This is a genomic window from Phaeacidiphilus oryzae TH49, from assembly GCF_000744815.1.
Lineage (GTDB): Bacteria > Actinomycetota > Actinomycetes > Streptomycetales > Streptomycetaceae > Phaeacidiphilus > Phaeacidiphilus oryzae.
This window is the reverse complement of sequence record NZ_JQMQ01000005.1, coordinates 1,951,904-1,971,412: the sequence shown is the minus strand read 5'-3', so window position 1 is coordinate 1,971,412 and position 19,509 is coordinate 1,951,904. Positions and strand designations below refer to the sequence as shown.

Sequence of the window (19,509 nt, the reverse complement as noted above, 5' to 3'; positions counted from 1 at the left end):
CGTACCCTGCGTGACTATGAGTGCTGACTTCAGCAGCGACGACGACCGGCGCCAGGGCGGTGGCCGGCTGCGGCGGATGTTCACCCGGCTGACCTCCACCCAGGAGGAGCTGAACGCCGCCGAGGAGCGCGAGGACGCGCAGGTCGTCGGCTGCACCCCGATCGCCCGGTGCGACGACCGCGAGCTGGTCACCGTCACGGGCACGCTGCGGGCCGTGACCCTCCGCCCGCGGGCGGGGGTGCCCGCTCTGGAGGCCGAACTCTTCGACGGCACCGACGCGCTGGACGTGGTCTGGCTCGGCCGCCGCTCGATCACCGGGATAGAACCCGGGCGGAAGCTGATCGCCCACGGGCGGATCGGCCATGCGCGGGGACGGCGTGTGCTGTTCAACCCGCGGTACGAGCTGCGACCCACCGGACACGGGAGCGAATGACGTGAGTATGCCGCGGCGGCCTGATGCGACCGGCGCCGAGCAGCAGGTACGGAGCGGAGACGGGGACCCGGCGGGCGATCCGGTGGGCGCCCGGGTCGACGAGGTGCTCGGCCCGGAGTTCCTCGCGACCGAGGTGATGGCCGCCTCCGCCTCCGCGGCCGGGCCGGCGGCCGCCGGGACCGGGGCGGACGCCGAGGCCCGGGCCCAGGCCGACGCGGAGGCCTCGCGGGAGGCGGCGGCCTCGCTGGTGAAGGCCTTCGGCGGGGTGCGGGGCATGGTCGACATGACCCTGCCCGGGCTGGTCTTCATCGTGGTCTTCAACCTGACCCACACGGTCTCGACCTCGGCCTGGTCGGCGCTGGCGCTGAGCGCGCTCTTCGCGGTGGTCCGGCTGTTCCGCCGGGAGACCCTCCAGCACGCCTTCAGCGGGGTGTTCGGGGTGGCCATCGGGGCCTTCATCGCGATGAAGTCCGGACGGGCCCAGGACTTCTACCTGCCGGGGCTGCTGTACAACGTCGGGCTGTGCCTGGTGTACGCGGTCTCGGCGATGGTGCGCTGGCCGCTGATCGGCGTGATGCTCGGGCCGGTCACCGGGGAGATGTTCACCTGGCGGGACCGCAATCCGGGGCGGCTGGCGGCCTATACGAAGGCGACCTGGCTGTGGGCCGGGATCATGGCCGTGAAGCCGGTGGTGCTGTTCCCGCTGTACTTCACCGGCGACGTCAACCTGCTGGGCTGGCTGAAGGTCGCGCTGGGGATCCCGCCGTTCCTGCTGGCGGTGTGGTTCACCTACCTGCTGCTGGCGAAGGCGCCGCCGCCGATCAAGGCGGAGCAGGAGGACGGCGACGGCGACGGGGGCTCCCCGTCGGCGACGGCCGGGCGCGCGCGGCATGCGCGCTCACGCTGATTGATCTGCCCCGCCGCCCCGGGCCCCGGTGAGCCCGAAGGGCGAATATGGGGCCCGGGGAACTGCGCGGCCAACCGACTACGGCGCCGCGCGGTTCCCCGCGCCCCTTGAGTCGCCGCGCAACTCGCGGGAGATCGCGTCAGACCGCCGCCGCGGGCGACAGCAGGCGCTCCAGCTCGGACTCCCGGTCCGGCGCGGCCACGAACAGCAGCTCGTCGCCCGCCTCCAGGGTGTCGTCCTTGCTGGGGGTAAGGACCCGGCCCTCGCGGATGATGGTGACCAGGGAGGTGTCCTCGGGCCAGGAGACGTTGCCGACCCGCGTGCCGACCAGCTCCGCGTCCTCCGGGAGGGTGAGCTCGACCAGGTTGGCGTCACCCTGCGAGAAGCGCATCAGGCGGACCAGGTCGCCGACGCTGACGGCTTCCTCGACCAGCGCGGACATCAGGCGCGGGGTGGACACGGCCACGTCCACGCCCCAGGACTCGTTGTAGAGCCACTCGTTCTTGGGGTTGTTGACCCGGGCGACGACCCGCGGGACGCCGTACTCCGTCTTGGCCAGCAGGGAGACCACCAGGTTGACCTTGTCGTCGCCGGTGGCGGCGATGACGACGTTGCAGCGCTGGAGCGCCGCCTCGTCGAGGGAGGTGATCTCGCAGGCGTCGGCGAGCAGCCACTCCGCCTGGGGTACCCGCTCGACCGAGATGGCCTTCGGGTTCTTGTCGATCAGCAGGACCTCGTGCCCGTTCTCGAGCAGCTCGCCCGCGATGGAACGGCCTACGGCGCCGGCCCCCGCAATCGCGACACGCATTTCTTCAGTTCTCCTCGGGGCCCTTGGCGAAGATCGCCTCGACGGTCTCCAGGTCTGTGCTGTACAGCACCAGGTGGACCAGGTCGCCTTCCTGCAGCACGGTGTCCGGACCCGGCAGGGTGCCCTGGCCCAGGCGGGTGAGGAAAGCCACCCGGACGTTGGCCTCCTGCTCCAGGGAGTTGACGCGGCGTCCGATCCAGGCCGCCGACACCGGAACCTCGGCGAGCTGCACCTTGCCGCTGGGGTCCTGCCACTCCGGCTCAGCGCCGCTCGGCAGCAGGCGGCGGAGCATCTGGTCCGCGGTCCACTTCACGGTGGCCACGGTGGGGATGCCGAGGCGCTGGTAGACCTCGGCTCGGCGGGGGTCGTAGATCCGGGCCGCGACGTTCTCCACGCCGAAGGTCTCCCGGGCCACCCGGGCCGCGATGATGTTGGAGTTGTCCCCGCTGCTGACCGCGGCGAAGGCTCCGGCCTCCTCGATCCCGGCTTCGCGGAGGGTGTCCTGGTCGAAGCCGACGCCGGTCACCCGCTTGCCGCCGAAGGCCGAACCGAGACGGCGGAACGCCGTCGGGTCCTGGTCGACCACTGCGACCGAGTGACCCTGCTTCTCCAGGGTGCGCGCGAGGGCGGAACCCACGCGGCCGCAGCCCATGATGACGATGTGCACAACCGTCCTTCCGGTGTTTTGCCTCGGTCCGGTGTCGACCTGGTGACCCGGTGCTGACACCGGGCCGTCGTTCGATGGTGACACCGCCGCCGGGGGTGTCCTGCACCAGGGTCGCACCGGCTGAGCCGATTGACACAGAGCCCGTTACCCGTGCGGCCCCCGCGCGTACCCTCCGCGGGGGCGCCAGTCCATGCGGATTCCGGGGAGACCCGGCACCGACCCCGTGCGGATACGGGGTGTCGGCGGGTCCTGCCGCCCCTGCGGGGGTGGCCTGAGGTGCGGCAGCCGAAACGAATCCGCAATCTATCCGAGACCTCGGGTCCGGAGTCCTGGACCTCGGCATCTTGATGACCCCTTAACATCCTCCCGTGCCCAAACTCGCCGATATCCCCAAACGCATCCTCATCGGGCAGGCGCTGCGCAGCGACAAGCTGGCGGAGACGCTCCTGCCCAAGCGGATCGCCCTCCCGGTCTTCGCCTCGGACGCACTCTCCTCGGTGGCCTACGCCCCGGAGGAGATCTTCCTGTCACTCTCTGTGGCGGGAATCACCACGATCCACTTCTCCTGGTGGATCGGGGCGGTGGTGGCCCTGGTCATGCTGACCGTGGTGGCCTCGTACCGGCAGAACGTGCACGCCTACCCCAGCGGCGGCGGCGACTACGAGGTCGCCACCGTGAATCTCGGGCACAACGCCGGCCTGACCGTGGCCAGCGCGCTGATGGTGGACTACGTGCTGACCGTGGCGGTCTCCACCACCTCGGGCGTGGCGAACATCGTGTCGGCCGTGCCCGCCCTGCACGGGCACGAGGTGCTGCTCTCGGTGGCGCTGGTGATCCTGCTGATGGCGATGAACCTGCGCGGGGTGCGGGAGTCGGGCTCGGCGTTCGCCGTCCCCACGTACGCGTTCATGATCGGCGTCATCGGGATGATGATCTACGCGGCGGTGCGGAGGTTCGGGTTCGGCTCGCACATGGCGACCGAGAGCTCGCAGTACCACCTGGCCGCGCTGCCCGGGCACTCCAACCTGGCCGGTCTGGCCATGGTCTTCCTGCTGCTGCGGACCTTCTCCTCCGGCTGTGCGGCGCTGACCGGTGTGGAGGCGATCTCCAACGGCGTGCCGGCCTTCCGGAAGCCGAAGAGCAGGAACGCGGCGACCACCCTGCTGATGATGGCGGTGCTCGCGGTCATCATGCTGATCGGCATCATCTGGATGGGGAACATGACCGGCCTCCACATGGCCGAGCAGCCCTCCCAGCTGGTCGGGGCGCCCGCCGGGTACCAGGAGAAGACCGCGCTGGCGCAGATCAGCCAGGCCGTCTTCTCGAACTTCACCCCGGGCTTCTACTTCATCGCCGCGGTCACCGGGCTGATCCTGGTGCTGGCCGCGAACACCGCCTTCAACGGCTTCCCGGTGCTCGGCTCGATCCTCGCCCAGGACCGCTACCTGCCGCGGCAGCTCCACACCCGCGGCGACCGGCTGGCGTTCTCCAACGGCATCATCATGCTGGCCGGGATGGCCTGCGTGTTCATCGTGATCTACGGGGCCAACTCCACCCGGCTGATCCAGCTGTACATCATCGGCGTGTTCGTCTCGTTCAACATGAGCCAGACCGGGATGATCCGGCACTGGACCCGGCTGCTGAAGACCGAGACCGACCCGGCGAAGCGGCGGCGGATGATCCGCAGCCGGACGATCAACACCGTCGGCCTGGCGATGACCGCCTGCGTCCTGGTCGTCGTGCTGACCACCAAGTTCATGTCCGGCGCCTGGGTGTCCTGCATGCTGATGGTGATCTTCTTCGTGGTGATGAAGAGCATCCGGCGGCACTACGACCGGGTCGCGGACGAGCTGGCGGTCGAGGCCTCGCCGGCCGGCGAGGAGACCGGCGCCACCGAGTCCGTCCAGGCCGAGCTCTCCGTGCTGCCCTCCCGGGTGCACGCCGTGGTCCTGGTGTCCAAGCTGCACAAGCCCACCCTGCGGGCCCTGGCGTACGCGCGGCTGAGCCGCTCCCACACGCTGGAGGCGGTCTCGGTGAACGTCGACCCGGCGGACACCAAGGCGCTCCAGGAGGAGTGGGCCAGGCGCGGCATCGAGGTGCCGCTGAAGGTGCTCGACTCGCCGTACCGGGAGATCACCCGCCCGGTGGTGGAGTACGTCAAGAAGCTGCGGAAGTCCCGGCCGCGGGACGTGGTCGCGGTGTACGTGCCGGAGTACGTGCTGGGGCACTGGTACGAGCAGCTGCTGCACAACCAGAGCGCGCTTCGGCTCAAGGGCCGGCTGCTGTTCACTCCGGGTGTCATGGTGACCTCGGTACCCTGGCAGCTGGAGTCCTCGGAGCGCCGCAAGGCGCCCAGGGACTGGAACGCGCCGGGGTCGGTGCGGCGCGGTGAGGTCCGAGGGCCCCGGAAGCGGCCGGGAGGCCGCCCCGAGAGCCTGGCCGGCACCGCGCCCTCCGCCGACTCCGACCGGGCGAAGCAGCCCGGGCAGCCCGACGACTGAAGACTGAGGACAGCAACACGTGACGAGCCGTCAGCCCAACCCCCGTCCGCGCCGCCAGCCCCGACCGAGGCCGGAGCGGGTCGGGCACGTCCAGCCGCAGACCGGAGGGGACCGCTCCGGTGAGCGGGACGACGGCTTGGTGGGCCGGCGCTACGAGGTCGAGGTGGGCCCGGTGGCCCACGGCGGCCACTGCGTGGCCCGGCACGAGGGCCGGGTGCTCTTCGTCCGGCACGCCCTGCCGGGCGAGCGGGTGGTCGTCCAGGTGACCGAGGGCGGCGAGTCCTCGCGGTTCCTGCGCGCGGACGCGGTCGAGATCCTGGAGCCCGCCAAGGACCGGATCACCGCGCCGTGCGCGTTCGCCGGCCCCGGCAAGTGCGGGGGCTGCGACTGGCAGCACGTCACGCCGGGCGGGCAGCGCAAGCTCAAGGTGCAGGTGCTGACCGAGCAGCTGGAGCGGCTCGGCGGGCTGACCCCGGAGGAGGCCGGCTGGGACGGCAGCATCGAGCCGGCCCCCGGCGACAAGCTGCCCGCCGGCGAGGTGCCGGCCTGGCGCACCCGGGTGCAGTTCGCCGTCGACCCGGAGACCGAGCGGGTGGGGCTGCGCCGGCACCGCTCGCACGAGGTCGAGCTGGTGGACCGCTGCCTGATCGCCGCGCCGGGCGTGGAGGAGCTGGGCGTCGAGTCCCGGGAGTGGCCGGGGGTGGCTGCGGTGGAGGCGATCACCGCGACCGGCTCCGGGGACCGGCAGGTGATCATCACCCCGCGCGGGGAGGCCCGGCTGCCGATCGTCGAGCTGGACCGGCCGGTCTCCGTGCAGCGGGTCGGCCGCCGCGGGGAGCTCCACCGGGTGCACGGGCGGGCGGTCGTGCGCGAGCGGGCCGCCGGGCGCACCTGGCGGGTCAGCGCCGGTGGATTCTGGCAGATCCACCCGGCGGCGGCGGAGATCCTGGTCGACGCCGTGCTGGGCGGGCTGGCCCCGCGGCAGGGCGAGAACGCCCTGGACCTGTACTGCGGTGTGGGCCTGTTCACCGGCGCGCTGGCGGAGGCGCTGGGGGAGCGCGGGGTGGTCCTCGGCATCGAGTCGTCCAAGGGCGCGGTCGCGGACGCCCACCACAACCTGGAGGACCTCCTCGGCGACGGCCGGGTGGTGATCGAGCAGGGCAAGGTCGAGCAGGTGCTGCCGCGCACCGGCATCACGGAGGCGGACCTGGTCGTCCTGGACCCGCCGCGGGCGGGCGCGGGCAAGGCGACGGTTCGTCAGATCGCCGGTCTGAACGCCCGCCGCATCGCGTACGTCGCCTGCGACCCGGCCGCGCTCTCCCGCGATCTGGCCTTCTTCCGCGAGTCCGGCTACCGCCCGGTCTCCCTGCGGGCCTTCGACCTGTTCCCGATGACGCACCACTTCGAGTGCGTGGCGGTGCTCGAGCCGGCGGGCGAGGGTGTCTGACCTGCGGTTTCGTTGGTGTGCGTGATGCGCCTTATGGGCGTTGCCGGCGATATTCCGACGCTGAAACGACGCTCGTTTGACGCTCGTTCTGATGGGTCGTCAGGTTGCCTTTGCCGCCTGCCGGTGGAAATCGGCGGTATGCGGGCCTTTGTTCACGTGTTTCGTGCCCTGGCGGATCAGGCGAGGCCCAGGAGTCGGCAGACTTTGATGCCCACGTGAAGGATGAGGCGATGCTGCCCGTCCGCGAGATTGAGTCCGGTGATGTCTTCGATGTGGCGGACGCGGTGGTACACGCTCGCGCGGTGCAGTCCGAGCTCGGTGGCGGTGGCCCGTGCGTCACCCGCCAGGCCCAGGTACAGCTCGGCGGTGGTGTGCGACCAGCGGGGCGAACGAGGGGACGACCTCGGCCGCACGCAGCGCGTCGGGCGCCTGCGTGTACGACGTAGCGGCATCGTCGAGATGGCGGGCCGGGCTACCCATGGCGACGTGCACGTCACGCCACTTCGCCTGTGTATTCAGAGCGGCCTGGGTTCCGTCGGCCAGAGTGACGGTGATTCATGCCGCGATCATGCGGACTGTGAGGCGTCCGTCCGTACCCCTGGCCGGTCCGGTACCCGCGGCGGCGGAGGGTGGTCAGGTAGGACCCGCCCGGCGGCACCTGGCGCAGGCTCGGGCGGCGTTTCCTGGTCGAGTGCATGAGGTGACGGGCGCCGGTGGCGGAGATGGCTTCTGGGGCTTCGCCCCTGACTGTCGTCTCCCACGAGTATCGCGCGCGGTGTCCCGATGCTGCGGCGAGGCTCGTGGCGCGCGCAGCGCTGGTTGTGATGTCGACTCAAACCCCAGTGGTGTCACCGACGGTGAGGGTAAGAGGGCGCCCAAGGGCGTGGGCGATGCGTTCGACGGTGGAGAGGCGGGGGGAGGTCTTCCCGTTCTCGATGCGGGAGAGGGCGGCCTGGGTGATCCCGGCGCCGTCGGCGAGTTGGGCCTGGGTCATGCCGGCGGCGTGGCGCTGCTGGGTGATGAGCCGTCCGAGGTCGGTCACGTGGTGCTCCGGTAGCGGCGGACGGCGGTGGTGTCGATCTTCCAGCCGTCGCCGACGGTGATGGTCTCGCCGAAGGAGTGCTCGATGGTGTTGACGTACGCGTGGTCGCGGATGCCCCACAGGTAGCGAAGAGTGCCGGTGCGGGGGTCCACGATCAGGTAGTGCTCGATGCCCATCCGGGCGTAGTCGGCGACCTTGGTGCGGTGGTCGTTACCGGGGTTGGACGGGGAGACGATCTCGACGGCGAGGATGACGGCGTGCGCGTCGATACGGTGGTCCCGTTCGGCGTCGACGCCGTCGTCGTCCGGGGGGTCGAGGGCGTCGATGGGCAGGACCAGCAGGTCGGGGCGGCGCAGGAGACCGTTGGCGGGGTCTTCGACGTCGCCGACGGTGGCGGCGGCGAGTTCGTCGGCCAGCTGGCGGGTGAGCTGCTTCTGGATCTGGACGATGTTGTAGTCGTGGCGGCCGGACGGACTCATCATCATGACGAGTTGGCCGTCGGCGATCTCGGCGCGGCGGTCCATGCCGGGAGCCGGATGCTCGTAGAAGTGGTCGGCGAGCTCCCGCAGACGCCGGTAGATCTGCGTCCTGGTCTCCAGCTCGGTGTCCATGTCGTTAAGTATATGGCGCCTCCGAAGACCGGGTTGGGCTCGCGATCGTCAAGGAGGCGGTGCGACCGGCGCGAGGGCAGCCACGTTGCCCTGGCCGTCGCCGTCCCCGCGCCGGCGCCCGCGCCGGCCCGGGACGCGGCCTCTGGCCGGCCGAGTGGGACGGGCCAAAGAGGTCTTGGCCTCATCGGGAGCGGTTGGCCACCGCGGGCGCTTGCCAGCTGCCGTCCAGGACGGACTGCTCGGGCCAGTAGGCGCGCAGGTAGAGGGCGAGCGGCCGTCCGGGGCCGGGAGTCAGTTGGCGCGGTGCTCGTCGGCGGGCGGCAGGGCTCCCGCGTACAGCGTGAGTGAGCCGTCCTCGCCGTGGCGCAGGTCGGCGTCCTTGGTGCCGAGCGAGTACCGGTCCAGCTCGTTGGGGTGGAAGAAGTGGTGCTCGTTGTAGAGCGTCAGCGACCAGAAGCCCTTGACCGGTGGGAGGGCCCCGGCCGGCAGTCCGGCACAGGGGTGTTCGGAGGAGACGAGGAGGGTCGGTGGGTCCTCCAGCAGCGGGGTGACGACGGCGTCCTCGCGGTCGATCCGGCACCAGTCGTAGTCCCACATCAGGGACAGCTCGATCTCGGCGTTGTCGAGCATCGACCACAGTCCGGCGATGCGCGCGCTGCGCACTGTCAGCTCGATGTCCGGGTGCTCGCTGCGGAAGCGGGTCACGGCCGGCGGCAGCAGGGCGGCGCCGGCGGTCGGGTAGGTGCCGATCCGCAGTGCTCCAGCGCGCAGGCCCGCGATGTCGTCCAGTTCCTGGCAGGCGGCGGCCAGGTTGCGCTCGATCCGTCCGCCCCGGGCGACGAGCACCCGGCCGGCGTCGGTCAGCGTCAGCGGATGGCCCCGGCCCTGGCGTCCTCGCGGCGATCCGGGCGGTCGCCCGTCCCGGGGACGCCGTCGGTGCTTCTGTCGCCGAGTGTTCATGTGGTGGCTGCTTGCTGATGTCGGCGGCGTTCGCCGCTCCCTCCATGGTTCTAACGACTGTTACATTCAGAACGTGATGGAGGCGACATGCGAGTACGGCCCGTCGTGATCAAGAGACTGCTTGCGGCCTCGACCGCCGTCGCTCTGCTGGGCGGTGCGGCGGCCTGCGGCACAAGCAGCGCGGCCTCTGAGAGCTCCTCCTCGGGCAAACCGGTGCCGCTGGTGGTGTACTCCGCTCAGGGATACGACAAGGCGGTGACCCAGGCATTCCAGAAGGCCACCGGTATCCCCGTGAAGCTGGTCGACGACAGTACCGGGCCGTTGCTGGCGCGCGTCCAGGCCGAGCAGGCCAACCCGCAGTGGGGCGCGCTGTGGGTGGACGGCGACGAGGCGTTCGCCGCGCTCGACAAGCAGGGCATGCTGGTCAAGGGCTTCGCGCCCAAGGCCGCTCTGAACAGCGCGGGCAAGGCCGTGCAGCCCGCCGACAAGAGCTACGTGCCGACCGGCCTCACCGCCACCGCCGCACTCGTCTACGACAGCACCAAGACCCCCAAGCCGCCTACCGGGTGGCAGGACCTGCTGTCCGCCGCGTGGAAGGGGCAGACCGGCATGAACGACCCGTCCGTGTCCGGGCCCACCTATCCCTTCGTGGCCGGAATGCTCCGGCAGCTCGGCGGGGACAGCCAGGGGCAGGCGTACTTCAGCCGGTTGAAGGCCAACGGGCTGCACGTCTACCAGACGAACGGCGACACCCTGCACGCCCTGCAGACCGGGGCGATCAGGCTGGCGCTGATCCAGAGTTCGGCCGGGCTCGCCGCCGGCCTGAAGGACCCGCACATCAAGATCGCGTACCTGCCGAAGGTCACCTCGCTGCCGAGCGTGATCGGCATCGACGCGAAGGCCTCCGCGCAGGTCCGGTCCGAGGCCGAGCGCTTCGCCTCCTATGTGCTCAGCGCCCAGGGGCAGCACGTCATGCTGACCGGTGACCCCGGCGGGGACTCGCTGTACTGGCCGGTCGTGCAGGGCGTCGCGCCCAACCGGGCTCTGCCCGAGCTCTCCGCGGTGCCCACCCAGGCGATCGACCCGTACGTCTGGGGCCCTAAGGAGGGCCGGATCAACTCCTGGTTCACCTCGACGATCGTGCGCTGAGATGACCCAGCAGATCACCGAATCCGCAACCGATCCGGACGCGCCCCGCACACCGGGCCCGGCCCGCAGGCCGTCGTTCGAGCCGCGCCGCCTGGCCTTCGCGCTGCGGCGTCCGCTGGCGACGCTGCCCTGGGTGGTGTGCGCGGTGGCGCTGCTGCTGCCCGTCGTCGGTTTCCTGCTGGTCGCGCTCAGCCCGCGGGCGGTCGGCCAGGGCGGCTCCTGGTTCACCCTGGACAACTTCCGCCAGGTACTGAGCGGTTGGACCGCGCAGGCGCTGCTCGACTCGCTCCTCGTCGGGATCGGTGCCGCGGTGCTGGCCACCGCCGTCGCCACGGCGCTGGCCTGGGCGACCGAGCGCACCACACTGCGCGGCCGGGCGCTGTGGCGGCTGCTGCTGTGGGCGCTCCTCCTCGCGCCCTCCTACCTGGAATCGCTCGGCTGGAGCTGGCTGGTGGAGCCGCAGGGTGTGCTCGCCCGGCTGCTCGGGCACAACCCGACCGCGCTCTACTCCGTCGTCTTCGGGCCGGTCGGTGTGGTGTGGGTACTGGCCTCGCGCGGCGTGCCGTTCGCCTACCTGGCCGTCGCGGGACTGATCCGCAACATGGGACGGGAGTTCGAGGACGCCGCCCGCACCCACGGCGCGAGCCGGCTGGCCACCGTGCGCGTGGTGCTGCCGATCCTCGGCCCCGGCCTGTGGGCCGGCCTCGCCATCGTCTTCGCTGAGTCGATCAGCGACTACGGGGTCGCCGGAACGCTGGCCGCGCAGGCGCACTTCCCGATCGCCACCTTCGCCATGGAGCAGTCCATCGCCACCTTCCCGGCCCAGTTCGGACCGGCCTCCGCGATGGGCTGGCTGCTCCTGCTGCTGGTCGCGCTGGCCCTCTACGTCCAGCGCCGCTCGCTGCGCGGACGCAGTTTCGCCGTCCTGTCCGGGCGTACCAGGCCCGCCGTGCGGAGCCGGCTCACGCCGCTCCGGCAGGCGCTGGGGCTGACCGGCGCCATCGGCTTCTTCGGCCTGGCCCTCGGAGTCCCGGCCTTCGGCGCCGCGGCGGCGGCCCTGCTGCCCTCGGACGGTCGGGTCAGCCTCTCCACCCTGACCCTGGCCCACTTCTCGGCCGTTCTGCACAGCGGTGAACTCACCGGCCCGCTCGGCTACTCCGCCGCCTTGGCCGCCCTCGCCGCCTGCGCGGCGACCGTTCTCGGCGCGGTGGCCGGGCGGGCGCTGGCCAGGGGAGGGGACGGCCGGTCGGCGCGCGCCCTGGACATGCTGCTCATCACCGCCATCGCCCTCCCCTCCACCCTGCTGGCCTGCGGTTACATCTTCGCCTTCAACCTCCCGCTGGCCTCCGACCTCGGATTCAACCTGTACGGGACCAGCAGCCTGCTGTTCCTGGGCTACCTGGCCGGCGTGGTGCCCACCTCGGCCCGGCTGCTCTCCGGCACCCTCGGACAGGTCAACGGATCGCTGTCGGAGGCGGCCCGGGTGCACGGCCGCCGGCCCGCGGCGGCCTGGACCGGGTCCGTGCTGCCGCTCGTCGCCGGCGGCCTGGTGTGGAGCTGGCTGATCGCCTTCTGCGGCACCCTCCTCGAACTACCCGTCTCCCAACTGCTCGCGCCGCCCGGCCAAGAGCCGCTTTCCGTGGCCATCACCAAGCACCTGGCCGGCTACGACCTGGGCGGCGGAGCGGCCATGACCGACCTGGTCGTGCTGGGCGCGCTGGCGGTCGTCGCGCTCGCGCTTCTCCTGCTGCGCCGGCTCAACCCGGCCGCCCACCGCCTGGAGGCTCTGACATGACGCCCGCTCAGTTGCACGTCGAAGGACTCGGCAAGGACTACGCCGGGAAGACCGCCCTGCACCAGGTGGACTTCACCGTCGCACCCGGCCGCTTCATGGTGCTGCTCGGGCCCTCCGGCTCCGGCAAGACCACCCTGCTGCGCTGCCTGGCCGGCATCGAGCGCCCCGACCGGGGCAGCATCCGGCTCGGTGGCCGCGTCCTGGCCCAGGACCGCACGCATCTGCCGCCGGACCGCCGCGACCTGGCGATGGTCTTCCAGGACTACGCGCTGTGGCCGCACATGACCGCTGCCGCCAACGTCGGCTTCGCGCTGCGCCGCCGCCGTCCCGACCGGGCCGCCGCCGCCCGGGAGGTGGCCGCGGTGCTGGAGCAGGTCGGCCTCGGCCATCGCACCGACCACTACCCGCATCAGCTCTCCGGCGGCGAGCAGCAGCGGGTGGCGCTCGCGCGTGCCCTGGTCGCCCGCCCAGGGCTGCTGCTCTTCGACGAGCCGCTCTCCAACCTCGACGCGGACCTGCGCGAACGGCTCCGCGTGGAGATCGCCAGGCTCACCCGGGAGAGCGGTGCCACCGTCGTCTACATCACCCACGACCAGGCCGAGGCGTTCGCCCTCGCCGACGAGGTCGGCGTGCTGCTGGACGGCCGGCTGGCCCAGCTCGGAAGCCCGGAGGCGATCTACCGGCGACCGGCCACCGCGTCGGTGGCCCGTTTCACCGGCGTCTCGGCCGAGTTCCGCGGCCGGACCGGCGGGGCGGTCGGCGGGGAAGGCGGACAGGTTCTGGTGCAGACGGACGCCGGGCCGCTGAGGGCGACCGTCTCAGAGGCGGTGGCGGCCGACCGGGCGGTGCGCGTGATGGTCCGGCCGGACGCGGTGGGGCTCCGTCCGGCCGACCCGTCCGGAAACGACGCGCGACCCGGCCCTGCCGGCGGTCCGCTGGGGCGGGTCGTGGACGCGGCCTTCCGCGGCCGGGGCTACGACCACGTCGTCGAACTCACCGACGGGACCCTGCTCACCGGCGTCTTCGACCGGTCCGCGCACCCGCGCGGCAGCGACGTGCGCCTGGTACTCGATCCGGAGGGCTGCCTGGCCTTCCCGGAGCCGCCGCTGGTGCCCGCCGGGTCCGTCCGATCCCGGGTGCCCGCCGTCGACGCGGCGGCGGGCGCCGCGCCCTCGGGGAGCGGCGACCGCACCCCCCTTATTCAGGAGGCTCAATGACACCCCGTGGAAATCCCTTCGGACCCCGGGCAGGAGGCCGCCGATGAATTCCGCCGCCCTGTTCATCACCGTCTTCCTCGCCTGCGCGGTGGAGGCCGTGGAGGCCCTCACCATCGTGCTTGCCGCCGGCACCAGCCGGGACTGGCGCTCCACCCTCCAGGGCGCAGGCGCCGCCCTGGTCGTGCTGGCCGCGGTGATCGCCGTGCTCGGTCCGGCCGTGGCCCTGATACCGCTCGGCGGGCTGCGCCTGGTCGTCGGCGGGCTGCTGCTCGTCTTCGGCCTGCAGTGGCTGCGAAAGGCCGTGCTGCGGGCCTCCGGGCACAAGGCACTGCACGACGAGGAGGCGGCCTTCGCGAAGGAGACCGCGGCCGCCCGCACGGCGGCGACCGGAGGCCGGGTGGGCGTACCCGACTGGTACTCCTTCACCCTCTCCTTCAAGGGCGTCTTCCTGGAGGGCCTCGAAGTCGCCTTCATCGTGCTCACCTTCGGCGACAACCAGCACGACATCCCGCTCGCCGCGCTGGGAGCGGCGGCCGCGGTGCTGGTCGTCACCGGAATCGGTGTCGCCGTACGGGCGCCGCTGGCCCGGGTCCCGGAGAACACCCTGAAGTTCGCGGTGGGCACCATGCTCACCTCGTTCGGCGTCTTCTGGGCCGGCGAGGGCGCGGGCGCCCACTGGCCGGGCTCGGACGGCGCGCTGCTGGTGCTGGTTCCGGCCGTCGCGCTGTTCGCCCTCGGCTGCGCGGCTGTACTGCGGCGGACGCCGCCCTCCACCGAGACCACCGCCACCGCGACGACCGCGACCGCGGCGCCGGTTCAAGGAGGACTGCGATGACCGCGATCCGCTCGTTCCTGCTGTTCTGGTACGACTTCGTGGTCGGCGACGACTGGCGGGTCGCAGCCGGAGTGGTGGTCGCCCTGGGCGCGACCGCGGGCCTGGCCCACGCCGGCCTGCCGGCCTGGTGGCTGCTGCCGGTGGCGGTGGCCGGCCTGCTGGCGCTCTCGCTTCGCCGGGCCGTGTCGGTCGCGCGCCGAGGCTGAGCGGGCACGGAGAGGGGGCGGGGGCGGGGCCGACAGCGCTTCAGCGGCCCTCCCCCTCCTCCGCGTACACCCGCGCCGCGTAGCCGTCGAGGGTCTCGGCGCAGCGCTGGAGCGCGGAGACCGCCGCGTCCCTGCCGCCGGCGCCCAGCACGTCGCGCGCCTCCACCTTGGCGAACCAGTTGCGCAGCTTCGCCAGATCCTCGTCGTTCTCCTCCAGTTCGGCGTAGGTGAAGTGCTCGGCCCGGTACTCCTTGTCGATCTGCTTCAGGAAGTCCTCGCAGCGGTCGACGATCTCCTCGTACTCGTCGTCCCGGGCGGCGTTGAAGGCCTGCTCTATGTCGGAGTGCCCGGCGAGCACCCGGGACTCCATCAGATAGCCGCTGCCGCCCATCTCCACGATCTCGTTGCGCAGTACCCGCAACGCACGTTCGGCGGCCGCGCTGTGCGGCAGGGCGGCCGCCGAGTTCTGCAGATAGATCGCGCCCAGGCCCTTGATCTTCCGCCACACCCCGGCCCGCAGCCGGGTCGGTTCCGCCGGCACCTTGTACACCAGCATCAGCCACCGGCGCCCCGCGCCCTCAACCTCCGAAGCCGCGCTCCCACCCACCAGCTGCCCTGTCCCCTCCAGGCCACGTACGAGCGGCCCTGACCCTGCTCTTCCCCCCGCAGACTACGCGAGGCCTCCGAGCGGCGGCGGCACTGCGGCGCCGGTGGTCGTCGAGCGGGTCTGGTGCGCCGAACCGGGATCGCGTGCGTCTCCTACCGGAATGAGGTGGCGCCGGGACCGCCCTTCAGGGGCGCTGGGTCGCCGTCCTCGCGCCGGCGGTCTGCGCCCGCCGGCGCGCGACCGCGGGGAGAGCGGACCGCAGGACAGGGCGGCGGTGAGCGGACGAGGTCGCCGCGCCGCCGCGCGGAACCGCTGCCGGAGGGCGTGCGCTCGGCCCGGGCGACGAGCCGGGCCGAGCGCACCGCCCTCACCTCATCTCGGTTCGGCCGCTGCCGCTCCGACAGCGATCCGCTCGGCTTCGGCGACGACCCGCTGTTCCTCGGACACCTCGTCCAGGCTGCGCTGGGAGGTCTCGGGGATGAGCAGCGTCAGCAGGATGCCGACCAGGGCGAAGCCGGCCGACAGCTCCAGGGCGCCGGCGGTGCCGAGGGCCTTCTGGATGACCGGGAAGAGGAAGACGCCGATGAAGGCGCCGATCTTGGCCACGCCGGAGGAGATGCCGTGCGCGGTGCTGCGGATGCTGGTGGGGAAGCATTCCGCGGAGAGCACGAACGTGGTGGTGTTGGGGCCGAACTCGGCGAAGAAGTAGCTGAGGCCGAAGAGCAGCAGGAATGGCACCACCATGGTGGTGATCCCGGGGATGACACCGATGAGCAGGAAGGCGAGACCCATGCAGGCGAAGCCGATCAGCTGCAGCCTGCGGTGCCCGATCCGGTCCATGAAGGCGGTGGCCAGGTAGTAGCCGGGGATCGCGGCGATGCTGAACACGATCAGATTCAGCGCGAGTACCTGGGTGGTCGGGTGGTTCCCGCCGCCCAGCACACTCTTGACGATCAAGGGGGCGGAGACGGAGTTGCCGTAGTAGGCGTAGTCGAAGACGAACCAGGTCCCCGCGGTACCGATCAGCATCTTCAGGTTGCGCCGGTCGGCGAAGAGGGTGCGCAGGCCGCGCAGCCTGCTGCGGGTCTCACCGGCCGGGGCGGCGGTGCCGGGGGCCCGGCCGGCGGAGGCGTGGACCGCGCCGTCGGCGTAGCGGTTGAGGTTGGCGGCGGCGCCTCGACTGTCGCCGCGGACGCGCTCGGTGTAGCGCGGGGACTCGGGCATCTTGTGCCGCAGGTAGATCACGCAGGCCGCGGGGACGGCGCCGAGGCCGAGCAGCAGTCGCCAGGTCAGGTCGTGGCTCATCCCGGTGGAGAGCAGTACGAGACCGGCTATGTAGCCGGCCACCGTGCCCAGCGCCTGCATGGAGAAGACCAGGCCGACCAGTTTGCCGCGGTCGCGGCGGTTGGCGTACTCGCTCATCAGCACCGCCGAGACCGGGTAGTCGCCGCCGACACCGATACCGAGGATGAACCGGAAGACCAGCAGCCATACCAGGTTGGGCGCGAAGGCCGATGCGACGGCGCCGACCACCATCAGGGAGGCTTCCAGCCCGTAGACCTTCTTGCGGCCGGCCAGGTCGGCGATCCGGCCGAAGACGAAGGCGCCGATGAAAGCGGCCAGCAGCGTCATCGAGTTCACCAGGCCGGTCTGGCTCGTGCTCAGATGCCACTGCGCGGCGATGAGGGTGCTTGCCGTGCCGACGATGAACAGGTCGTACGCGTCGGTGAAGAAGCCCATCCCGGCGGTGATGACCGCCCGGGTGTGGAACCGGCTCAGAGGCGCTTCGTCCAGTGCCGCGGTGATCCCCGCGGGGGTGCTGTCAGCCATGAGGCGGGAGCTCCCTGTCGCTTGCTGTGGTGGTCCTGGTTCCCCGTGCCGGACGTTCTCCGGATCGCGGACTCGCACGATGGCCCGGGGAAGTCCGACAACATGTAGGTGAACGCGCGTGATCGACCGGCCGGGGATGCCGTCGCGAATGCTGATCCAACGTTTGATGAACATCGGATGAACCGGCGCGCTCGATATCGGCGAGCGCGTGTGCATGAGAGGCGCGCCCCGCCCGGAGTAAGAAGGCGGCCAAGCGGAGCGGTCTTGGCGAAGCCACCGCCCCCGGGCTCCTAGGCTGCTGCTTTGTTCCACGGTAACGGCGCGGCGGGGGGCGACGCGATGGCGGGCCCCCGTCCGCTGAGAGTCGGCCGGGTGCGGACCAGGTGACGGAGGGTGCGAAGTGTCCACTCGTGCGGACGAGGCAGTGCGTACACATAGCACCGATTCCGCAGCGGGCCGGGAGCGGCCCGAGAGGAGAGCGGGCGAGCGGCTGGACGCGCCGGCCGCATGCGGAGCCGGGGGCGGTTGGGGGCGACGCGATGTGCTCGCCGCGGAGCGGACCTTCCTCGCCTGGCTACGCACCTGCCTGGCGCTGATCGCGGCCGGGACGGCCCTGGGGGCACTGCCGAGGCTCCCGCTTCCGGAGCTGCGGCTGCTGCTCGCGGTGGCCTGCCTGCTCCTGGCGGGCTGGCTGGCGATCGCCGCCTGCGGGCGCTGGGAAGCCGTTCGCCGGGCTGCCGTGCGGGGACCCGGGGGTTTTGCCGGCAATCCGGCCGCCGTGGCCACCGCGGCCGTGGTGCTGGTGGCCGCGAGTCTGGCCGGGATCTCCGCGGCGCGGGTCGTACTGGACCATGCGGGCCACTACCAAGGCCAAGGTTCTGGCCGCAGACGCTGCGTCATGTGGAGCGCTTCGTGCCTCGGGCCGATGGAGCGGAGACCGAATACCTCCCCTTCCGATTATGTCGTAGTCCGACATACCATGGCAGGGAGGGCCGGCCCGGAACCGGGCACGCGTCCGCGCAGACCGGGAGGCGCGTATGGGCATCGGCGATCCGCCCACCACTCCCCACTCCGACCGAACCTCCCGCCCCTGGCGGCTGCTCGCCTCGGAGCGGGCGCGCCCGGAGCGGATACGCAGGCGGCCCGACGCCTGGAGGCTGGCCGTCCTGACGGTCTGCTTCGGCGCCTTCATGGGGCAACTGGACGCCAGCATCGTCACCCTGACCTACCCGGCGCTCGGTGCTGAGTTCCACGCGCCGCTCGCCGCCGTGCAGTGGGTCTCGCTCTCCTACCTCCTGACCCTCGTCGCACTGCTGGTGCCGGTCGGCCGGTTCTCCGACGCCCGTGGCCGCAAGCTGATGTACCTGTACGGTTTCGCGCTGTTCACCGCCGCGTCCGCCGCGTGCGGGCTCGCGCCGGGACTGGTGGCGCTGATCGCCTTCCGGGTGCTGCAGGCGGTCGGCGCCGCCCTGCTGCAGGCCAACAGCGTGGCTCTGGTGACCACCAGCGCTCCGCGCGAACGGATGCGTGGGGCGCTGGGGATGCAGGCCGCCGGCCAGGCCATCGGCCTCGCGCTGGGGCCCACCGTCGGTGGCGTGCTGGTGGCCACGGTCGGCTGGCGCTGGGTCTTCGGGATCAACGTGCCCGTCGGCATCGTCGCCATGGTCGCCGGCCACTACCTGCTTCCCCGCACCCGGCACCGCGCCGAGGGGGCGCGCACCGACCCCGCCGGGGTGCTGTTGCTCGGTGGGGCCACCACCGCGGGGCTGCTCGCCCTCTCCGCGGCCTCCGGGTTGCGGTTGCCCGACTGGTCGATCGGCGCGCTCGCCGCGGTGGCGGTCGCGGCCGGAGCGCTGTTCGTGCGCCGCCAACTACGGCTTCGCCGGCCGATGGTGGACCTGCGACTGCTCGCGGCCGAGCGGATCGGTTCGGGACTGCTGGGCGCCCTCTGCGGCTACCTGGTGCTCTTCGGGCCGCTGGTGCTGGTACCCGTCGAGTTCGACCGGCTGCACCTGCCGGTGCTGGTCTCCGGCGCGGTGCTGACCGCGCTGCCGTTCGGGTTCGCGCTCGCCGCCACGCTCGGCGACCGGGCGCTGCCGACCCGTTGGGACGACCGCAGGCGGGCCTGGGCCGGGGCGCTGGGCTGTGCGGCGGCGCTGGCGCTGATGGCCGCGCTGCCGGCGACGCCGACTGTACTGCCCGTGCTGCTCGCCCTGCTGGGAATCGCACTGGGGGTCTTCACCCCGGCCAACAACACCCTGGTGATGAGCGCCGTCCCGGCCGCATCGGCGGGCACCGGGGGAGGGCTGGTCAACATGGCCCGCGGCCTGGGCACCGCGCTCGGCGTGGCTGCCGTGACCCTGGCCCTGCACCTGGCGGGCCAGGGCTCGGCTGCGGATCGCGTCGCCGTCCTCGTGCTGCTGGCGGTTTCGCTCGTCGCCGTCCTCACCGCGCTGCCACAAGGCCGTCGACGCAACGGGTAGAGTACCGACAT

Annotated in this window: 19 protein-coding genes and 1 pseudogene; 11 read left to right on the top strand and 9 right to left on the bottom strand. The window is 71.9% G+C overall.

Translation table 11 applies throughout. The annotated features are described in order from the left end of the window. Positions 1-16: 16 nt before the first annotated feature. Both BS73_RS12930 and BS73_RS12925 read left to right on the top strand, forming a co-directional pair. A complete protein-coding gene (locus BS73_RS12930) occupies positions 17-433 on the top strand; it encodes an OB-fold nucleic acid binding domain-containing protein (protein ID WP_084704015.1) in 417 nt (138 codons plus the stop codon). Between the two features lie 7 nt (positions 434-440). Further along, positions 441-1,340: a DUF3159 domain-containing protein gene (locus tag BS73_RS12925; RefSeq protein WP_235215655.1), complete on the top strand. Its 900-nt coding sequence runs from the start codon at positions 441-443 to the stop codon at positions 1,338-1,340. Between the two features lie 139 nt (positions 1,341-1,479). On the opposite strand, the gene BS73_RS12920 is transcribed toward BS73_RS12925, so the two are convergent. Both BS73_RS12920 and BS73_RS12915 read right to left on the bottom strand, forming a co-directional pair. After that, positions 1,480-2,148: a potassium channel family protein gene (locus BS73_RS12920; protein WP_037571948.1), complete on the bottom strand. Its 669-nt coding sequence runs from the start codon at positions 2,146-2,148 to the stop codon at positions 1,480-1,482. Positions 2,149-2,152: 4 nt separating this feature from the next. Beyond that, positions 2,153-2,815 (bottom strand): potassium channel family protein, encoded by a 663-nt coding sequence (locus BS73_RS12915; RefSeq protein ID WP_037571945.1) that lies wholly within the window; start codon positions 2,813-2,815, stop codon positions 2,153-2,155. A gap of 368 nt (positions 2,816-3,183) precedes the next feature. Between BS73_RS12915 and BS73_RS12910 the strand changes: the two genes are divergently transcribed. Then, positions 3,184-5,316: an APC family permease gene (locus BS73_RS12910; protein WP_037571942.1), complete on the top strand. Its 2,133-nt coding sequence runs from the start codon at positions 3,184-3,186 to the stop codon at positions 5,314-5,316. A gap of 136 nt (positions 5,317-5,452) precedes the next feature. Further along, positions 5,453-6,763 (top strand): class I SAM-dependent RNA methyltransferase, encoded by a 1,311-nt coding sequence (locus tag BS73_RS12905; RefSeq protein ID WP_051939876.1) that lies wholly within the window; start codon positions 5,453-5,455, stop codon positions 6,761-6,763. Between the two features lie 176 nt (positions 6,764-6,939). Here the strand turns inward: BS73_RS12905 and BS73_RS40940 are convergent, their stop codons facing one another. From BS73_RS40940 to BS73_RS40695, 5 genes and pseudogenes are all read right to left on the bottom strand, one after another. Next, the gene (locus BS73_RS40940; protein ID WP_037571936.1) at positions 6,940-7,176 is read right to left on the bottom strand and encodes a helix-turn-helix domain-containing protein; all 237 of its coding nucleotides are present in this window, start codon (positions 7,174-7,176) and stop codon (positions 6,940-6,942) included. Beyond that, on the bottom strand, positions 7,100-7,282 hold the full coding sequence (locus BS73_RS40935) for a hypothetical protein (RefSeq protein ID WP_407675139.1): 183 nt from the start codon (positions 7,280-7,282) through the stop codon (positions 7,100-7,102). Before BS73_RS40935 ends, BS73_RS40940 begins: the two co-directional genes overlap by 77 nt. A 313-nt stretch (positions 7,283-7,595) precedes the next feature. After that, on the bottom strand, positions 7,596-7,805 hold the full coding sequence (locus BS73_RS12895) for a helix-turn-helix domain-containing protein (protein WP_037571933.1): 210 nt from the start codon (positions 7,803-7,805) through the stop codon (positions 7,596-7,598). Continuing rightward, positions 7,802-8,416 (bottom strand): Uma2 family endonuclease, encoded by a 615-nt coding sequence (locus BS73_RS12890; RefSeq protein WP_037571930.1) that lies wholly within the window; start codon positions 8,414-8,416, stop codon positions 7,802-7,804. Before BS73_RS12890 ends, BS73_RS12895 begins: the two co-directional genes overlap by 4 nt. Positions 8,417-8,597: 181 nt before the next feature. Next, a pseudogene (locus tag BS73_RS40695) lies at positions 8,598-9,307 on the bottom strand (DUF1214 domain-containing protein); the annotation flags it as partial. A gap of 156 nt (positions 9,308-9,463) precedes the next feature. Between BS73_RS40695 and BS73_RS12880 the strand changes: the two are divergent. The 5 genes from BS73_RS12880 to BS73_RS12860 are packed head-to-tail and all read left to right on the top strand — an operon-like array spanning position 9,464 to position 14,578. Next, a complete protein-coding gene (locus BS73_RS12880; protein ID WP_063836977.1) occupies positions 9,464-10,525 on the top strand; it encodes an ABC transporter substrate-binding protein in 1,062 nt (353 codons plus the stop codon). A 1-nt stretch (position 10,526) separates the two neighbouring features. Next, a complete protein-coding gene (locus tag BS73_RS12875) occupies positions 10,527-12,320 on the top strand; it encodes an ABC transporter permease (RefSeq protein WP_037571927.1) in 1,794 nt (597 codons plus the stop codon). After that, the gene (locus tag BS73_RS12870; protein ID WP_084704012.1) at positions 12,317-13,537 is read left to right on the top strand and encodes an ABC transporter ATP-binding protein; all 1,221 of its coding nucleotides are present in this window, start codon (positions 12,317-12,319) and stop codon (positions 13,535-13,537) included. Before BS73_RS12875 ends, BS73_RS12870 begins: the two co-directional genes overlap by 4 nt. A gap of 43 nt (positions 13,538-13,580) precedes the next feature. Further along, complete coding sequence (locus BS73_RS12865) at positions 13,581-14,372, top strand: hypothetical protein (RefSeq protein WP_051939873.1); 792 nt, start codon at positions 13,581-13,583, stop codon at positions 14,370-14,372. Further along, positions 14,369-14,578 carry a hypothetical protein gene (locus BS73_RS12860; protein WP_037571925.1) on the top strand — a complete coding sequence of 70 codons (210 nt, stop codon included), beginning with the start codon at positions 14,369-14,371 and terminating at the stop codon, positions 14,576-14,578. The genes BS73_RS12865 and BS73_RS12860 overlap by 4 nt, the downstream gene beginning before the upstream one ends. Positions 14,579-14,618: 40 nt before the next feature. On the opposite strand, the gene BS73_RS12855 is transcribed toward BS73_RS12860, so the two are convergent. Together BS73_RS12855 and BS73_RS12850 are read right to left on the bottom strand one after the other, a co-directional pair. Beyond that, positions 14,619-15,134, bottom strand: coding sequence for a Chromate resistance protein ChrB (locus BS73_RS12855; RefSeq protein ID WP_037571923.1), 516 nt, complete (start codon positions 15,132-15,134; stop codon positions 14,619-14,621). A gap of 423 nt (positions 15,135-15,557) precedes the next feature. Beyond that, the gene (locus tag BS73_RS12850; protein WP_037571920.1) at positions 15,558-17,015 is read right to left on the bottom strand and encodes an MFS transporter; all 1,458 of its coding nucleotides are present in this window, start codon (positions 17,013-17,015) and stop codon (positions 15,558-15,560) included. 400 nt (positions 17,016-17,415) lie between these two features. Between BS73_RS12850 and BS73_RS39490 the strand changes: the two genes are divergently transcribed. Both BS73_RS39490 and BS73_RS12845 read left to right on the top strand, forming a co-directional pair. Then, on the top strand, positions 17,416-18,261 hold the full coding sequence (locus BS73_RS39490) for a DUF202 domain-containing protein (RefSeq protein ID WP_084704011.1): 846 nt from the start codon (positions 17,416-17,418) through the stop codon (positions 18,259-18,261). Continuing rightward, on the top strand, positions 18,146-19,498 hold the full coding sequence (locus tag BS73_RS12845; protein ID WP_265736886.1) for an MFS transporter: 1,353 nt from the start codon (positions 18,146-18,148) through the stop codon (positions 19,496-19,498). The genes BS73_RS39490 and BS73_RS12845 overlap by 116 nt, the downstream gene beginning before the upstream one ends. Positions 19,499-19,509 lie beyond the last annotated feature (11 nt).